This is a genomic window from Corallococcus exercitus (assembly GCF_003611585.1).
GTDB lineage: Bacteria > Myxococcota > Myxococcia > Myxococcales > Myxococcaceae > Corallococcus > Corallococcus exercitus.
In genome coordinates this window covers 1-15,732 of sequence record NZ_RAVW01000228.1, presented here as the reverse complement: position 1 = coordinate 15,732, position 15,732 = coordinate 1, and the positions used below count along the sequence as shown (strand labels likewise).

Here is a 15,732-nt window from a genome sequence, read left to right as displayed (position 1 = left end):
CCACCAACGCCCCGCCGGCCGCCCCGGAGCGGGACCGCGATGAGGATGACGAGGACGACGAGGAGGCGGACGAGCCCCGCGCCGGCGCCTCGTCCAAGAAGACCGCTCCCCGGGAGAAGCCCGCCGCCAAGACGGCGTCCCTCCCGGCCGCGAAGAAGGCCAAGAAGTAGGCGTTCCCGGACGGAATCCCGCGTTCGAGCAGGGCAGCTTTCGACTGCTGCTCAACGCGGGGTGTCATCTTGGGTTGACTCAAAAATCAGTCGACGCCACACTTCCTGCGTCACATGGGCCGCTGACCCTTACTTTTTCCCGCCCTGCGGGAAGCAGGCAGGCAGCGAGCCCCTACGCAGGAGTGGCCATGTCCGCCGGCATCAACACCTACAAGACCGACCTTCGAGAGATCTTCTTCACGCTGTTCGAGCAGTTCGGCTTCGGCCAGGTGGCGGGCCAGGCCCCTTACGACGCCTGGGGGCCGGACGAGGCGAAGGCGGTCCTCACGGAGACGTACCGCTTCGCGCGCGAGGTGCTGGGGCCCCTCAACTCGGTGGGTGACCGCGAGGGCTGCCGGGTGGAGAACGGCGCCGTGTTCACGCCCAAGGGCTTCAAGGACGCGTGGAACAAGCTCTACGAGCAGGGCTTCAAGACGGTGGCGGTGAGCCCGGACCACGGCGGCCAGGGTGCGCCGATGATGCTCCAGGTGACGGTGGAGGAGATCCTCTCCGGCGCCAACACGGCCTTCAACATGTACCCGGGCCTGGCCTTCGGCGCGGCGGAGGTCATCGCCGAGTGCGGCACGCCCGCGCAGCAGAAGCAGTTCGTGGAGCGCATGCTCAACGGCACGTGGGGCGGCACCATGTGCCTCACCGAGCCGCACGCCGGCTCCGACGTGGGCGCGGCCAAGTCCACCGCGCGCCGCAACGCGGACGGCACGTACAACATCCGGGGCACGAAGATCTTCATCTCCGGCGGCGACCACGACATGGCCGGCAACATCATCCACCTGGTGCTCGCGCGCATCGACGGCGCGCCGGTGGGCACCAAGGGCCTGTCGCTGTTCATCGTCCCCAAGCTGCGCATCAACGCGGACGGCTCCGCGGGCCAGCCCAACGACGTCACCGTGGCGTCCATCGAGCACAAGATGGGCATCAACGGCTCCGCCACCTGTGTCCTCAACTTCGGTGAGAACGACGGCTGTCTGGGCGAGCTCGTGGGCACGGTCGAGCACGTCGGCATGAGCCAGATGTTCAAGATGATGAACGGCGCGCGCATCGCCGTGGGCATCCAGGGCGTGAGCCTGGCGTCGGCCGCGTACTACAACGCGGTGGACTACGCGAAGGACCGCAAGCAGGGCTCCCACTTCACCAAGTGGAAGGACCCGTCCGCGCCGCGCGCCTCCATCATCGAGCACCCGGACGTCCGCCGCATGCTGCTGGACATCAAGGCGCACGTCGAAGGCATCCGCGCGCTGATCATCAAGCTGGCCATGCACCTGGACAAGGCGAAGCAGCTGGCGGGCAAGGACGACGACGCGGCCACCTACCACAAGGGCCAGGTGGAGGTGCTGACGCCGCTGGTGAAGTCCTACGGCTCCGACCAGGCCTTCCGCCTCTGCGCGCAGGCCATGCAGGTGTACGGCGGCGCCGGCTACATCCAGGACTACCCGGTGGAGCAGTACACGCGTGACTCGAAGATCTTCTCCATCTACGAGGGCACCAACCACATCCAGGCCATGGACCTGGTCGGCCGCAAGATGGGCCAGGCGGGCGGCGCGCACTTCCAGCAGTTCATGGGCGACGTCGGCAGCTTCGTGGAAGCGCACCGCGAGCACCCCGTGCTGGGCGAGGCCGTGAAGACGCTGGCCGGCGCGCAGGAAGGCCTGATGTCCAGCGCGATGGCGCTGTTCGGCTGGTCGCAGGACGCGGGCCGCTTCCCGCTCATCCCGCTGTCCGCCAACCGCTTCCTCAACATGATGTCGGAAGTGGCCGTGGGCTGGCTGCTGCTGGACGCGGCCGTCATCGCGGAGAAGGCCGCCGCCAGCGTGAGCGCGGATCACCCGGACAAGGCGTTCTACGAGGGCAAGAAGTTCAGCGCCCTCTGGTACGCGCGCAACGTGCTGCCCAACGTGGAGTACGCCGCGCGCCTCATCGCCACCGAGGACACGTCCCCCATGGACATCACCGACGCGGCGTTCGGCGGCGTCTGAAGCCCGGCGTGAAGCCCTGAAATGAAGAAGGCCCTCCGGCACGTGAAGCGCCGGGGGGCCTTCTGCTTTTCGCGCCTAGTTGCCCTCGCGCACGCCGATGGCGAGCTGCCCGAGGCCGGCCTTCTTCGCCAGCTCCATCACCTGCACCACGGTGCCGTGGGAGACGCCCTCGTCCGCCTGCACGATGACCACGGTGTCGGGGTTCTGGTTCTTCGCGGTTTCGAAGGCCTGCTTCAATTCGGCCTCCGCGACGACGTTGCCCGCGAGCATGAAGCGGCCGTCCGCCAGCACCGCCACGGACAGGTCCGTGGTCTTCGCGGTGACGTCCGCGGCGCCGCCCTTGGGCAGGTTCACCTTGAGGCCCGCCTTGGCGCCGCCTCCCGGGCCCTGCTGGGTGATGACCGAGCTGGTCACCATGAAGATGATGAGCAGCACGAGCATCACGTCCGTCAGCGGCGTGATGTTGATCTCCGCGAAGCCCGCGCCCTCCATCTCGTCGTCGCCCGAGCCGGGCGTCTTTCCCATGGCCATGGTGGGCGTCTCTCCTTACGGGACGGGCTGCGGATCCGGCCGCGGGGCCGGGGGTGTGACGCTCTCACGCGAGGGCGTGGCGTCCGGCAGGGGCCCGCCGGCGGCGCGCTCCTTGAGGGTCTCCACGAACTCGTCGCCCAGCAGGCGCAGCTCCACCAGCACCCGGGACAGCCGGGCCTGGAAGTAGTTGTAGAAGACCATCGCCTGCACGGCGACGAGGATGCCCACGGCGGTGGCGACGAGCGCCTCGGAGATGCCCGTCATCACGGCCGCGGAGCCGCCGGTGCCGCCGGCCTCCACGTCCACGCCCAGGTCCTTGAAGGAACGCATGATGCCGGCCACGGTGCCGAAGAGGCCCACGAAGGGCGTCGTCGAACCGATGGTGGCGAGCAGCCACAGGTTGCGCCGCAGCTTGAGCCCCACCTGGGCGCGCTCGCGCTCCACGGCGGACTCGATGCCGTTGCCGCCGGTGGAGCGCGAGCGCTCCCAGCGGTCGAACCCGGCGAGGAAGATGTCGGCCGCCACGGCGTCGGAGCGCTCGGCGGCGGTGCGGGCGGCGGCCACGTCCCCCCGGAGGAGGTGCTTCTGGACGATCTCCCCCAGGTTGCGGGAGCGCTCGCTCACGCCCCAGAGGGCGATGAGCCGCTCGATGGCCACGCCCAGGGCCACCACGGAGGCGCCCAGGAGGAGGGCGAGGGTGACGCCGCCCAGGCGAAGGTAATGAAGTAGATCGTTCAGGCTCATGATGGATGACCGGGCAGGCGGCCCTGGCTCACACTAGGACATATGAACCGCGCAGCCGCCGCAATCTTCCTGGCCCTCCTCTGTTCGGCCTGCCCCAAACGTCTCGAGTTCGGTCCGGAGGGCCGCATCGAGGACGCCCAGACGCTCTACCAGCACGTGCGCGAGCGGCAGGCGCAAGTCGTAACCCTGGAGGGCGACGCCAAGCTGCACGTCGACTCGCCCCAGGGCAGCGGCACCCTCTCCACGTTCCTCTCCATCACGCGGCCGGGCTTCATCCACCTGGAGACGTACGACTTCTTCAACCGCCCCGTGGCCTCGCTCGTCTCCAACGGCGAGCGCTTCGGCGTCTATCAGGCGGGGGAGAACACGTACCTCCAGGGCCCGGCGAGCGCGGAGAACGTGTCCCGCTTCCTGCCTGTCGTCCTGCCGAGCGAGGAGCTGGTGGCGGTGATGCTGGGCCAGGTCCCCCTGCTGCCGCCGGAGTCCATGACCCTGGAGCTGGATGAGAAGGAGCGGGTGTACGTGCTGAAGCTCCAGCGGGGGGCCGCGACGCAGACACTCCGCGTGGACCCCAAGCACCTGCGCGTGGTGAAGAGCGAGGTCCGGGGCGTGCCGGGCTACGACCTGGCGTTCGAGGACTTCGAGCAGCGCGGCGACCAGCTCTTCCCCGGGAAGGTCCACCTCATCGCCTCCACGGCGGACACGAAGCTGGACCTGAAGTACACGGACATCCGCCTCAACGGCCGCCCGGACCTGACGCTCTACGAGCTGGCGCCGCCCGAGGGGGCCCGGGTGGTGGACGTCGACGCACGGGGCCAGGAAGTCCGCTCGGGGGGCACGGTGTCGCCTCCGCCCCCCGCGCCGGGTTCCTGAGCTTCCAGGCGTCGAAAGACAGCGCCCCGGCGCAAACCGGGTACTATGGCGCGCACGACATGGCACAGATCAAGCTTGGAGAACTGCTGATCAAGGCGAACGTCCTGCAGGAGAGCCAGCTCAAGGCGGCGCTCGCCGAGCAGGCCAAGTGGGGCGGAAAGCTGGGCGAGATCCTCGTCCGGATGAACCTCGTCTCCGAGGACATCCTCGTGCGCGCCCTGTCGAAGCAGCTCGGCATGCCGGCGGTGAACCTGGACGCCGTGCAGATGGTCCCGCCGCACGTGAAGGCCAAGATTCCGGCGCAGACCGCGCGCGACTTCTCCGTCGTGCCGCTGCAGCTGCGCGACGACGGCAAGACGCTGGTGGTCGCCATGTCGGATCCGCTCAACGTACGGGTCCTGGACGAACTGCGGGCCCTGTCCAAGTGCCGCATCGTGGCCAACGTGGCGGGGCGCACCTCCGTGGCGCGGGCGTTCGCGCGCCTCTACGAGGAGACGGCGGAGCTGGAGGACGCGGACACCAACTTCAAGGTGGTGGACGCGCAGGGCCGCACCGTCGTGAAGAACCTCAAGGACCTGGACCCGGCCGCCGCCGTCGCCACGTCCCCCAAGCCCGCCGCCGCTCCGGCCCGGCCGCCTCCCCCCGCGGAGCCTCCCCGGCAGGCCGCCTCCGGCAGCCCCGCGGAGCTGCTCAAGAGCGTGGAGGAGGTCCAGCGCAAGGAGGTCGCGGCGCTCAAGGCCATGGTGGAGTTGCTCATCGAGAAGGGTGTTTTCTCCCGCGAGGAATACCTCGCCAAGGTCAAGCGGTAGCCCCCGGCCATGCGCAAGAAGATTGGTGAACTCCTCGTCCAGGCCGGAGTGGTGACGGACGAGCAGGTGAAGCAGGCCCTGGCCTCAGGCAGGCGCGGCCAGGGACGCAAGCTGGGTGAGGTGCTGGTGTCCATGGGCCTGTGCACGGGCCGGGACATCGCCCGGGCACTCGCGGCGCAGCACGAGCTGCCCTTCGTGGAGATCCCCGAGTACATCCCGCACGGCGTGTCCTCGCTGGTGTCCATGGACTTCCAGAGCGAGCATCGGGTGCTCCTCTTCGCGTCGGAGCAGGACGGCCGCACGGAGAGGATCCACGTCGCGGTGGAGGACCCGGGCAACCTGATGCTGGTGGACGAACTGCGCTTCCAGCTGCGCAAGCAACTCAAGGTGTTCGTCGCCGCGCCGGATGACATGGAGCAGGCGCTCGCGCGCGGCCGGGGCGAGCCCCTGGACATCGTGGAGGCTGAACCGATGGACATGGACGAAGACGACTCGCCGGACATCCTTCCGTCGCCGCCCGCCGCCGCCGCGCGGCCCCCGGCGCCGCCGCGCCCGCCTGCGCCGCCGGCGCTGGACTGGGACCTGCCTCCGCCGCCGCCGCACGAGTCGGGCGTCGACGGCGCGGAGGTGCTGGAGGACATCCTGGGCTCCAAGCCCCGTCCCAAGACCCCGCGTCCGCCTCCGCCGCCCGCCGCGGCCCGGCCGCCGCCCCCTCCGCCCTCCGAGCCCGAGGACCCGAGCAAGCCCCGCGTTCCGGTGGTGCTCTTCGGCGGCGCCGCGCAGGGCGCGAAGCCGTCCATGGCGCTGACGCCCAAGCCGGACTTCTCCGAGGAGGACCTGGCGGTGCTGGACGACATCGACCGCATCTCGCGCGGCGAGGAGGCCAGCCTGGACACGGAGAAGGTGAAGCCCGCGCGCATGGTCGCGAGCCTCATCCGCCTGCTCATCCGCAAGGGGCTCATCCAGGAGGCGGAGTTCCTGGAGGAGCTGGCCCAGAAGTGACCGACGTCGCGCCGTCCCCCGGGGCGTTGGTCGACGCCGCGGCCCCGCTCCTGGACGTGCGGGGGCTCGTCACCCAGCTGTCGCTCCCGCGCGGCACGGTGCGCGCGGTGGACGGCGTGTCCTTCACCGTGCCTCCCGGCGGCACGCTGGGGGTGGTGGGGGAGAGCGGCTGCGGCAAGAGCCTCACGGCGCTGTCGGTGATGCGGCTCGTCCCCCAGCCGCCCGGCCGCGTGGTGGCCGGCGAGGTGCGCTTCCGGGGCGAGGACCTGCTGGCCCTGCCGGAGAAGCAGATGCGCCGCGTGCGCGGCCGGCACGTGGCCATGGTCTTCCAGGAGCCCATGACGTCGCTCAACCCGGTCTTCACCGTGGGCGAGCAGATTGGCGAAGGCGTCCGGCTGCACCTGGGCGCGACGCGGGCGCAGGCGCGCGAGCGCGCGGTGGAGATGCTCCGGCAGGTGGGCATCCCGGCGCCCGGCGAGCGCGTGGACGCGTACCCGCACCAGCTCTCCGGCGGCATGCGCCAGCGCGTGATGATCGCCATGGCGCTCGCGTGCGACCCGGCGCTGCTCATCGCGGACGAGCCCACCACCGCGCTGGACGTCACCATCCAGGCGCAGATTCTGGAACTGCTCAAGCGCCTCCAGGCCGAGCGCCGCATGGCCGTGATGCTCATCACCCACGACCTGGGCGTGGTGGCCGGAAGCTGTGACGCGGTGGTGGTGATGTACGCGGGCCGCGTCGTGGAGCAGGCCCCGGTGCGCGAGCTGTTCGCCCGGCCCGCGCACCCGTACACCGCGGGCCTGCTGCGCTCCATCCCGTCGCTGCACGACGCGGGCGCGGCGGCGGAGGGCGGCCGCCAGCGCTTGAAGGCCATCCCCGGCATGGTGCCGTCGCTGGGCGCGCTGCCGTCCGGGTGCGCGTTCCGCGACCGCTGCGACCGCGCCACCGAGCTGTGTGCTCGCGTCGCGCCGGTGCTGGAGCCCAAGCGCGGAGGCCAGTCCGCCGCCTGTCATCATCCGGTGCCCGCGCCATGAGCGAACCCCTGGTCCAGGTGCGCGACCTGAAGGTGCACTTCCCGGTGCGCGGCGGCTGGCTGGGCCGGACGCGCGGCACGGTGCGCGCGGTGGACGGCGTGTCCTTCGACGTCGCCCGGGGCGAGACGCTGGGTCTGGTGGGGGAGAGCGGCTGCGGCAAGAGCACCCTGGGGCGCGCGGTGCTGCGCCTCATCGACCCGACCTCCGGCTCCATCCGCGTGGCCGGGCGCGAGCTGACCGGCCTGTCGCAGCGCGAGCTGCGGCCGCTGCGCCGGCAGATGCAGCTGGTCTTCCAGGATCCGTACGCGTCCCTCAACCCGCGCATGACGGTGGGGGACATCCTCGCGGAGCCCTTCGCCATCCATGGCCTCGCGAAGGGCAGGGCGCGCGAGGACGAGGTGCTGGCGCTGCTCGATGCCATGGGCCTGCCCCGCGAGGCCCGGCACCGCTACCCGCACGAGTTCTCCGGCGGTCAGCGTCAACGCATCGGCATTGCACGTGCCATCGCGTTGCGTCCGGACCTGGTGGTGGCGGACGAGCCCATCAGCGCGCTGGACGTCTCCATCCAGGCGCAGATCGTCAACCTGCTGGTGGATCTGCAGCGCGAGCGCGGGCTCACCTACGTCTTCATCGCGCACGACCTGAAGATCGTGGAGTACGTGTCCACGCGCGTGGCGGTGATGTACCTGGGCCGCATCGTGGAGGTGGCGCCGTCGCGGGCGCTGTACGCCGGGCCTCGCCATCCGTACACGCAGGCCCTGCTGTCCGCGGTGCCGGTGCCGGATCCGGAGCGTCCCCGCGCGCGGCTGCTCCTGCCGGGAGAGCCGCCCTCGCCCCTGTCGCCTCCGACCGGCTGCGCGTTCCACCCGCGCTGCCCCCATGCGATGGAGCGCTGCCGGCGCGAGTCGCCGCCCTTGTATCCGCTGGGTGGAGGCCACGCCGCGGCGTGCTTCCTGGCGGAAGGGGATTCGAAGAACGCGCAGGACGGGACCGCTGTTTCCTCGCCCGGAGGAGGTGCCGGTGTTCTGGCTCAGCCATCATCACCCGGATGAGTACAACCGCACGTACGTGCTCGCGGGCGTGCGCGTGTGCGCGCGGTGCCTGGGCACGTATCCGGTGCTCGCCGCCGTGTTCCTGGGGTTGTTCGCGCTGAAGGCGCCGCTCCAGTGGGAGTGGGACGTGCCCGTGGTGCTGGCCCTCACGCTGCCCGCGCTGGTGGACTGGGCGGTGGGACGCTTCCGGCCCGCGTCCGGTTCCAACGGGCTGCGCACGCTGACGGGCGTCCTCTTGGGCGTGGGGCTTGGCCGCTCGCTGTACGTCCACGTGCAGCGCCCGCTGCCGGCGGTGCTGCTGGCGCAGGCACTTCTGGTGACAGGGGTGGCGGTCCCTGTCATTCTCGCCACTTACCGGCGGCCACGGCCGGAATAGACCTTTCGCGCACGGCTGTCCGTTACAGGCCATGGGCGGTGAAGGGGATGGCACCCGTGGCTTCATGGGCACTGGGGGAAGTTTGGCACCCGAAACCTCAGACGAGCAGCTGATGCTCGCCTTCCAGGCGGGAGACGCGCGCGCGTTCGAAGCGTTGGTGCGCAAGCACCGCGCGCCGGTGTTCAACTTCATCCTGCGCTTCGTGGGGCAGCGGGCACGGGCGGAGGACGTGCTGCAGGAGACGTGGCTCAAGGTGGTCCGCAGCGCCCGGGAATACGAGCCCAAGGCCCGGTTCACGACCTGGCTGTACACCATCGCGAGGAACCTCTGCGTGGACAGCACGCGCAAAGAGAGCTACCGCCAGGCGACGTCCCTGGAAGCCCCCGCGGCGGGTACCGACGGGGACGAGGGACGTCCGCTGGGCGAGGGGCTGCCGGACTCCGGCGCCAGTCCGGAGCGCGGGGCGCACAACGCGCGCCTGCGGCCCCTGCTGGAGCGGGCCCTGGCGGGCCTGCCGGAGGAGCAGCGCGAGGTGTTCGTGCTGCGCGAGTACAGCGGCATCCCGTTCAAGGAGATCGCCGAGGTGACGGGCGTGTCCGAGAACACGGTGAAGAGCCGGATGCGCTACGCGCTGGAGGGACTGCGCCGTCGCCTGGGAGAGCTGGGCGTGGATGGCGACCTGTCGGAGGATGGAAGGACGGTGGCGGGATGAGTGCCCAGAATGCCCACGCGCACGAGGACCGGCTCCTCGACTTCGCCTATGGCGAGCTGCCCGCGTCGGAGGCCCAGTCGCTGGAGCAGCACGTCCAGGGCTGCGCGCGCTGCACGAAGGCGCTGGCGGACATCCGCGGCGTGCGGACCACCATGGCGCAGCTGTCGTCGGAGCCCGCGCCGGACGCGGGCCTGGAGTCGCTGCTCGCGTACGCGCAGCAGTCCGCGCGCCGCGCCGCCGCCGGGCCCGAGCCGAAGCCCTCGCGCTGGCGCCGCTGGCTGCTGCCCGCGGTGGGCCTGGCCACGGTGAGCACCTTCGGCATCCTGACGTTGACGGTGAGCGAGAACCTCCACCTGGAGCCGAACCTGACGCAGAAGGCCTCCAGCCCGGTGAGGGCGGAGGCGGCGAAGCAGGAGGCGGAGTATCAAGGCCCGCGCGCCGTGATGCCCCCGCCCGCGCCTTTGAGCGCGCCCCCGAAGCAGGCCGCACCCGAGCCGATGGATGGGCTCGCGGATCGGAATCAGGCCGACACGCAGCCACAGCTCAAGGGCGCGGCCAGTGCCCGTCCGTCGGACTGGATGAACGCGGGCAGCGGTGGCGCGCTGCTGGAGCGACGCCGCGCGGACGCCGAGGCACCGAAGAAGAAGGTGTCCAAGGCCGTCCGGGACGCGGACGAGTTCGCGGCGCTCGAGCCCGCCCCGGCCGCGATGGCCGCGCAGGAGTCGCCTCCGCCTTCGAAGGAAGAGGAGGCCGACGCCTACGTCGCGAAGGACGCGCCCGCTCCTCGGCGCGCACCGGGTGGAAGCAGCGACAAGGGGAAGGTCGCGAAGGGCGACTCCCTGCGGCTGGGCGGTGCGTCCTATGGACGTGGGCTCGCCATGGACGATGAAGCCGAAGGCATGGCCGCGGGAGCGCCCCCGCCGCCGCCTCCCGCCGTGGCCTCCGCGCCCATGGCCGAGGCCGTGGCTCCCGCCGCCACGGGCGCGCTGGGCCGTCAGCCTCCGTCCACGAGCACGACGCTCTCGTCCGCCGAATCGAAGCAGCAGTCCGCCCGCGTCGAGGCCGCGAAGCCCAAGGCCATGGAGAAGTCCGCCACCGAGGATGCGATGACGTCGCGCGACCTGGCCGCCCAGGCGCAGGCCGCGGCGAGCCAGGGGGATCGCGCCCGGGAAGCGCAGCTGCTCCGCGCCGCGCTCGCGGCCGGGGCCACGGGCAGCGAGCGGCTGGCGCTGCTCTCACGGCTCTGCGAGTCCGAGTCCGTCCAGGGCCGGAGCCAGGAGGCCGCCACCGTCTGCGGGCAGATCATCACCGAGGCCCCCGGCTCCAGCGCGGCCCAGCTGGCCCAGCGCCGCCTGCGGCAGGCCACGCCTCCCGCGGCGCCCGCGTCGGCTCCCGCCAAGGCCGCCCCCTCCAAGCCCGCGCAGTAGGGGAGGGGGGCAGTCCACATGACCGATGCGTCGGAGGCCCGGGTCCTGGATAATGGGGACATGACGTCGGACGTGCACGCTCCCCCCGTGAACAGCCCCCGGAAGTCGCCGCCGCGCAGGGTCCGCCGTGGCCAGGCCATGGTGGAGTACTCGATGATCAACTGGGTGTTGATCGTCGGGCTCGTTATCGGCGCCACGGTGAAGATCCGCTGGAACGAAGACAAGCAGACCAACGTCATCGACCTGTTCCTCGAGGCGTACCAGATCTATTACGACTCGTTCTACTTCGTGCTGAACCTGCCGTTCCCCTGAGGGACGGAAAAGGCCGCGGATCCGCCCGTGTGTCGCGCCGTTCTCCCTGCTGGGCGGACAGGCGCCGCGAGCCCCGGGTGTCCCGGGATTCCGCTTTGTCACGAGAGGTGGTTTTGACACCTGCTCTGGGGCATGGCTAACATCTTGCCTCGTTCGCGCCCTGGCATCGCCCCCTCGTCCAAAGCTGTCCTGCCGCCACGACGGCGCCCCACCGTTCTGGAGGACCTTGAACCATGTTGAAGGGTAAGACCCCGCTCGTCGTCGCGCTGGTGCTCGGTTTGCTCGCCGGCATCGTGGCCTACTCGGCCATCAAGAAGAAGGAATCGGATGTGCGTCGCGGGTGGAACCTGGTGCCCGTGGTGGTGGCGGGCCAGGACATGCCCGAAGGGTCGGTCATCACGTACGAGATGATCTCCCAGCGCTCCGTGCCGGAGCAGTTCGTCACCTCGTCGGTGGTGAAGCCGGACTCCGCCAACTACATCGTGAACCAGAAGGTGCTGGTGGCGCTGCAGGCCGGCGACCCCATCCTCTGGAGCCAGTTCGAGACGACGAAGGCCGCCGAGCGCCTGTCCACGAAGGTGCAGAAGAAGGCGCGCGCCATCACCATCGAGGCGAAGCAGACCACGTCCGTGGGCGGGTGGATCCGCCCCAACGACCACGTGGACATCATCGGCACGTTCCGCGATCCGCAGACGGACGAGAGCGTCGCGGTGACGCTGCTGCAGAACATCATCGTGGTCGCCACGGGGAAGATCACCGGCACCACGAACATCAACCTCATCCCGGAGAACCAGCGCGAGTACAGCAACGTCTCGCTGATGGTGCTGCCGGAAGAGGCGGAGATCCTGGTGCTGGCGGCGGAGCTGGGGCAGCTGACCCTGTCGCTGCGCAACGAGGACGACGTGGACCTCATCGAGGAGCGCGGCCGCGCCACCATCAGCACGCTGTTGTCCGGCGAGCGCACCCGCGTGCTGGAGCAGAAGCGCCGGGAGATCATCCAGATCATCAAGGGCGGTGGCAGCGGCGAGAAGGCCGCGGCCGGCTCTCCGTAGTCCCGCGCGCGGGGCCGCTTCGCTCAAGGCTGAAGCGGCCCTGCCAACCCCTCCCTCATCCCCCGGGGATTCGCGCCCATGCTCGCAGGTATCGTCCTCCTTCTCGTCACCGGCTCGGTGTTCTTCTTCAGCCTGGTGATCTTCAGCGTCCTGTCGAAGGCGTATGAGCAGTACCAGGAGCGGTACGTCGCCAAGTCGATGAACGACTTGAGCGACATGTTCCTCTTCATCGACGCGCGGCAGATGTTGATCCTCAACATCGCCTGCATGTGCCTCCTGGGCATCCTCAGCTACATCGTCTTCAACCCCATCCTGGCGGTGCTGGCGACCATCTTCGGCTTCTTCCTGCCGATGCTGCTGGTGAAGCACTACCGCAAGCGCCGCATCAAGAAGTTCAACGTGCAGTTGGTGGACGCGCTGCAGGCCATGGCCAACGCGTTCAAGGCGGGCCTCACGTTCCCCCAGGCCATCGAGCACGTGGCGCGCGAGGCGATGCCGCCCCTGTCCCAGGAGTTCGGCCTCTTCGTGAAGGAAGTGAAGCTGGGCGTGCCGCTGGAGGAGGCGCTCGTCAACATGGGCCGCCGCGTGGGCAGCGACGACCTGGAGCTGGTGGTGGTGTCCACCAACATCGCGCGCCAGCTGGGCGGCAACATGGCGGAGATGTTCGAGACCATCTCCACGGTGATCCGCGAGCGCTTCCGCCTGGAGGGCAAGATCGACGCGCTGACGTCCCAGGGCAAGCTTCAAGGGTGGATCGTCGCGGCCATGCCGGCGGTGCTGGGCATGGTGCTCAACTACATGCGCCCGGACCTGATGGAGCCGATGATGAACCACATCTTCGGCTACATCCTGGTGACCCTGATCGCCATCATGGAGATCATGGGCATCCTCATCATCCGGCGCATCGTCAACATCGACATCTGAAACGAGGCGCACCGTGCAGGAAGTCCTGACATTTCTGCTGATGGGCGGCTCGGCCCTGCTGACCGCGGGCGCGGTGGCGTTTCTGGGCATCGGCCTGTACTCCAACGTCCTGGAACGCTTCATCACGGAGGTCCGGGACGAGTCCGCGGGCGGCGTGAAGGGCGCGGGCTCCGTCGCCGTCCGCAAGCTGGGCGCGATGAACCGGCGCTTCATGTGGCCGGGCTACGAGTCCAAGACGCGCCGCAAGCTCATCAAGGCGGGCGAGCCGTCGCAGTACAAGCCCGAGGACATCATGGCGCTGCAGGAGATCAGCGCCTTCTTCGCGCTGCTGGCCGGCCTGTTCGTCGTCAACGGCATCGGGATGAACCTGGCCTGGTCGCTGCTGGTGATGCTGCTGGGCCTGTTCTATCCGCTCATCTGGTTGAACGATCAGGTGAAGCGCCGTCACCTGGCCATCAGCCGCGCGCTTCCGTACAACCTGGACCTGCTGACGCTGTCGGTGGAAGCGGGCATGGACTTCACGGGCGCGCTGGCGAAGGTGGTGGAGAAGGGCCGCCAGGGGCCGCTGCGCGAGGAGCTGCAGCTGGTGCTCAAGCAGCTCAAGATGGGCAAGACGCGCGAAGAGGGGCTCAAGAGCATGATCGTGCGCGTGGACCTGCCGTCGCTGACGACGTTCGTCACGGCGCTGATCCAGGCGGACAAGATGGGCACGAGCCTGGGCAAGGTGCTGCGCATCCAGTCCACGCAGATGCGCATCGACCGCACGCAGCGCGCGGAGAAGCTGGCCGGTGAGGCCCCGGTGAAGATGTTGTTCCCGCTCATCGCCTGCATCTTCCCGACGGTGTTCATGGTGCTCTTCGGGCCCATCGTGTTCCAGTTCATGTTCGGCAACGTCGGGGGCTAGTCCTCTGCCCATCCTGCTCACCATCACCCAGGGGCTCCAGGTCGGACGGGAGCTCGCCTTCGAGCAGGCCGAGGTGAAGATCGGCCGGACCTCGGAGAACGACCTGGTGCTGCATGACCACGGTGTCTCCCGGCGTCATGCCCGCATCACGGCGAGGGATGGGCGTTACTTCGCCGAGGACGTCGGCAGCGCGAACGGCACGCAGCTGAACGGCCAGCCGCTGAGCGGCGAGAAGCAGCTGCGCGACGGCGACCGCATCACCGTCGGCCCGGTGGAGTTCACGTTCGTCTGGGTGCAGCCGGAGGATGACGACGACGTCACCCGGCCCATCCGGCGCGCGCTCGCGCCGCCGCACGCGCGGGTGTCGCCGCAGGGCGTGGAGCAGGCCTCGCTCGCGGAGATCGAAGCGGCGCCCACGAGCTACCAGCAGTCGATGCCCGCGATGGCGCGGCCCGCGTCCCTGCCGCGCCCCGGGATGGCCGTGCCCGCCGCGAAGGGTGGGGCGGCTCCCGCGATGCCGGTGATGCCGAGCGCCACGCCGAAGCGGCCCTCCGCTCCTGATCTGCCAGCGGTGGGTGCCTCTTCGCCGGTAGCCGATTCGCCGGCCAGGACTCCTGCGGGGCCTCCTGCGTTGGGGGCGCCCGCATCGGGAGCGGCTGCTGCGAGCAGGGCTCCTGCCGGGCCTCCCGTGTTGGGAGCTCCCGCGGCGGCGAAACCTTCCTCGGGACCTCCGGTGCTGGGTGCCGTCGCGCCGGGAGCGGCCGCGCCGACCAAGGCTCCCGTGGGACCTCCGGTGTTGGGGGCTTCTGGGCCGGGGCTTGCTAACGCAGCTGCTCCGAACAGGCCTCCCGTGTTGGGGGCTCCCGCACAGGGAAATCAGGGGGCCGGAGTTCCGGCCAAGGCTGCGGCGCCGGGTGCTTCCACATCGGGACGATCCTCGGCGCCGGGATTGCCCGCGGTGGGGGCGTCCCCGGCGAACAAGGCAGGCGTGACACCTCCGGTCCCTGGGGCTTCCACGTCTGGGAGATCCTCGGCGCCGGGATTGCCCGCGGTCGGTGCCTCGGGTCCGGGCCGGTTGTCCGCACCGAGCGCGACCTCCACGCCCGCGGGGGCTTCCGAGCCCAGTCACCCTACGGCACGTGAGCTTCCCGTGGTGGGCGCGCCTGCTTCGGTGGAGCCTGCCTCCGCTCCGGAGAAGGCCACGGATCCCAGCTCCGTGGAGTCGGCGGCTTCCGCGAAGCGCCAGCCCGTCGCGAACCTGCCCGGTGTCGGCGCGCCTGCCCTCAACCGTCCCGCGCTGGGGCGCGCCGCCGCGCGTGCATCCGCGGCTTCCGTGTCCAGCCTGCCGCTGATGACACCGCCGGGGCTCATGACTCCGCCCCCGCCGGCACGGCCGCCCGTCGCATCGCCTCCCGTGGACCTCGCCCCGGTGGTGCCGGACGAGCCCGAAGAGCGCACGCTGATGGCGATTCCCACCATGGATTCGCCCAAGCCCGCCTCCGCGGTGGCCCCCATGCTGCCCTTCCCGGACCTGGACGAGCCCGCGGAGCACACGCTGATGGCGATTCCCACCATGGAATTGCCCGAGCCCGCCTCCGCGCTGGTTCCCGTGCTGCCCGTCCCGGGCCTCGACGAGCCCGAGGAGCGTACGCTGATGGCGATTCCGGCGACCCCGGAAGCGCCGCCACCCCCGGTGGAAGACGCGCCTCCACTGGACGCTTCGTCCGTGCTGCCCGTGCCCACGATGGAGGAGCCCGAGGAGCGGACCGTCCTCGAC

16 protein-coding genes and 2 pseudogenes are annotated in these 15,732 nt (G+C 70.2%); 15 read left to right on the top strand and 3 right to left on the bottom strand.

Annotated elements, in window-relative coordinates; translation table 11 throughout:
- Positions 1-358: 358 nt before the first annotated feature.
- Positions 359-2,203 carry an acyl-CoA dehydrogenase gene (locus D7W79_RS25340; protein WP_120527966.1) on the top strand — a complete coding sequence of 615 codons (1,845 nt, stop codon included), beginning with the start codon at positions 359-361 and terminating at the stop codon, positions 2,201-2,203.
- 75 nt (positions 2,204-2,278) lie between these two features.
- Here the strand turns inward: D7W79_RS25340 and D7W79_RS25335 are convergent, their stop codons facing one another.
- Positions 2,279-2,734 carry an ExbD/TolR family protein gene (locus tag D7W79_RS25335; RefSeq protein WP_120527965.1) on the bottom strand — a complete coding sequence of 152 codons (456 nt, stop codon included), beginning with the start codon at positions 2,732-2,734 and terminating at the stop codon, positions 2,279-2,281.
- Positions 2,735-2,749: 15 nt separating this feature from the next.
- Positions 2,750-3,478, bottom strand: coding sequence for a MotA/TolQ/ExbB proton channel family protein (locus D7W79_RS25330; RefSeq protein ID WP_120527964.1), 729 nt, complete (start codon positions 3,476-3,478; stop codon positions 2,750-2,752).
- Positions 3,479-3,520: 42 nt separating this feature from the next.
- On the opposite strand from D7W79_RS25330, the gene D7W79_RS25325 reads away from it, so the two are divergent.
- From D7W79_RS25325 to D7W79_RS45210, 13 genes and pseudogenes are all read left to right on the top strand, one after another.
- A complete protein-coding gene (locus D7W79_RS25325) occupies positions 3,521-4,351 on the top strand; it encodes a DUF4292 domain-containing protein (RefSeq protein ID WP_120527963.1) in 831 nt (276 codons plus the stop codon).
- A 59-nt stretch (positions 4,352-4,410) separates the two neighbouring features.
- Positions 4,411-5,160, top strand: a complete 750-nt coding sequence (locus D7W79_RS25320; protein ID WP_120527962.1) for a cyclic di-GMP-binding domain-containing protein, MshE-related — start codon at positions 4,411-4,413, stop codon at positions 5,158-5,160.
- Positions 5,161-5,169: 9 nt separating this feature from the next.
- Positions 5,170-6,162 carry a cyclic di-GMP-binding domain-containing protein, MshE-related gene (locus D7W79_RS25315; protein ID WP_120527961.1) on the top strand — a complete coding sequence of 331 codons (993 nt, stop codon included), beginning with the start codon at positions 5,170-5,172 and terminating at the stop codon, positions 6,160-6,162.
- Positions 6,159-7,196: an ABC transporter ATP-binding protein gene (locus D7W79_RS25310; protein ID WP_244221956.1), complete on the top strand. Its 1,038-nt coding sequence runs from the start codon at positions 6,159-6,161 to the stop codon at positions 7,194-7,196. Before D7W79_RS25315 ends, D7W79_RS25310 begins: the two co-directional genes overlap by 4 nt.
- Positions 7,193-8,248, top strand: coding sequence for an ABC transporter ATP-binding protein (locus D7W79_RS25305; protein ID WP_120527960.1), 1,056 nt, complete (start codon positions 7,193-7,195; stop codon positions 8,246-8,248). Before D7W79_RS25310 ends, D7W79_RS25305 begins: the two co-directional genes overlap by 4 nt.
- Positions 8,217-8,624 carry a DUF2085 domain-containing protein gene (locus tag D7W79_RS25300; protein ID WP_120527959.1) on the top strand — a complete coding sequence of 136 codons (408 nt, stop codon included), beginning with the start codon at positions 8,217-8,219 and terminating at the stop codon, positions 8,622-8,624. Before D7W79_RS25305 ends, D7W79_RS25300 begins: the two co-directional genes overlap by 32 nt.
- Positions 8,625-8,688: 64 nt before the next feature.
- Positions 8,689-9,336: an RNA polymerase sigma factor gene (locus tag D7W79_RS25295; protein WP_120527967.1), complete on the top strand. Its 648-nt coding sequence runs from the start codon at positions 8,689-8,691 to the stop codon at positions 9,334-9,336.
- Positions 9,333-10,763, top strand: coding sequence for an anti-sigma factor family protein (locus D7W79_RS25290; protein WP_120527958.1), 1,431 nt, complete (start codon positions 9,333-9,335; stop codon positions 10,761-10,763). Before D7W79_RS25295 ends, D7W79_RS25290 begins: the two co-directional genes overlap by 4 nt.
- An 18-nt stretch (positions 10,764-10,781) precedes the next feature.
- On the top strand, positions 10,782-11,075 hold the full coding sequence (locus D7W79_RS25285; protein ID WP_208729835.1) for a hypothetical protein: 294 nt from the start codon (positions 10,782-10,784) through the stop codon (positions 11,073-11,075).
- A 233-nt stretch (positions 11,076-11,308) separates the two neighbouring features.
- Entirely contained in the window at positions 11,309-12,127 is an 819-nt protein-coding gene (gene cpaB, locus D7W79_RS25280) for a Flp pilus assembly protein CpaB (protein WP_120527956.1), read from the top strand.
- A 78-nt stretch (positions 12,128-12,205) separates the two neighbouring features.
- Positions 12,206-13,051 carry a type II secretion system F family protein gene (locus D7W79_RS25275; RefSeq protein WP_120527955.1) on the top strand — a complete coding sequence of 282 codons (846 nt, stop codon included), beginning with the start codon at positions 12,206-12,208 and terminating at the stop codon, positions 13,049-13,051.
- Between the two features lie 13 nt (positions 13,052-13,064).
- A complete protein-coding gene (locus D7W79_RS25270; RefSeq protein ID WP_120527954.1) occupies positions 13,065-13,955 on the top strand; it encodes a type II secretion system F family protein in 891 nt (296 codons plus the stop codon).
- A gap of 73 nt (positions 13,956-14,028) precedes the next feature.
- Positions 14,029-14,184 (top strand): annotated as a pseudogene (locus tag D7W79_RS45210) (FHA domain-containing protein); the annotation flags it as partial.
- Here the strand turns inward: D7W79_RS45210 and D7W79_RS45205 are convergent.
- Positions 14,121-14,372 carry a hypothetical protein gene (locus D7W79_RS45205; protein ID WP_244221957.1) on the bottom strand — a complete coding sequence of 84 codons (252 nt, stop codon included), beginning with the start codon at positions 14,370-14,372 and terminating at the stop codon, positions 14,121-14,123. The pseudogene D7W79_RS45210 and the gene D7W79_RS45205 sit on opposite strands and share 64 nt — an antisense overlap.
- 736 nt (positions 14,373-15,108) lie before the next feature.
- Here D7W79_RS45205 and D7W79_RS45200 point away from each other — a divergent pair.
- Positions 15,109-15,732, top strand: a pseudogene (locus D7W79_RS45200) (hypothetical protein); the annotation flags it as partial.

Bases quoted from the DNA above. Each gene is read 5' to 3' on its own strand.
- D7W79_RS25340 (WP_120527966.1), top strand. From the start codon at position 359: ATGTCCGCCGGCATCAACACCTACAAGACCGACCTTCGAGAGATCTTC.
- D7W79_RS25335 (WP_120527965.1), bottom strand. From the start codon at position 2,734: ATGGCCATGGGAAAGACGCCCGGCTCGGGCGACGACGAGATGGAGGGC.
- D7W79_RS25330 (WP_120527964.1), bottom strand. From the start codon at position 3,478: ATGAGCCTGAACGATCTACTTCATTACCTTCGCCTGGGCGGCGTCACC.
- D7W79_RS25325 (WP_120527963.1), top strand. From the start codon at position 3,521: ATGAACCGCGCAGCCGCCGCAATCTTCCTGGCCCTCCTCTGTTCGGCC.
- D7W79_RS25320 (WP_120527962.1), top strand. From the start codon at position 4,411: ATGGCACAGATCAAGCTTGGAGAACTGCTGATCAAGGCGAACGTCCTG.
- D7W79_RS25315 (WP_120527961.1), top strand. From the start codon at position 5,170: ATGCGCAAGAAGATTGGTGAACTCCTCGTCCAGGCCGGAGTGGTGACG.
- D7W79_RS25305 (WP_120527960.1), top strand. From the start codon at position 7,193: ATGAGCGAACCCCTGGTCCAGGTGCGCGACCTGAAGGTGCACTTCCCG.
- D7W79_RS25295 (WP_120527967.1), top strand. From the start codon at position 8,689: ATGGGCACTGGGGGAAGTTTGGCACCCGAAACCTCAGACGAGCAGCTG.
- D7W79_RS25290 (WP_120527958.1), top strand. From the start codon at position 9,333: ATGAGTGCCCAGAATGCCCACGCGCACGAGGACCGGCTCCTCGACTTC.
- D7W79_RS25285 (WP_208729835.1), top strand. From the start codon at position 10,782: ATGACCGATGCGTCGGAGGCCCGGGTCCTGGATAATGGGGACATGACG.
- cpaB (WP_120527956.1), top strand. From the start codon at position 11,309: ATGTTGAAGGGTAAGACCCCGCTCGTCGTCGCGCTGGTGCTCGGTTTG.
- D7W79_RS25275 (WP_120527955.1), top strand. From the start codon at position 12,206: ATGCTCGCAGGTATCGTCCTCCTTCTCGTCACCGGCTCGGTGTTCTTC.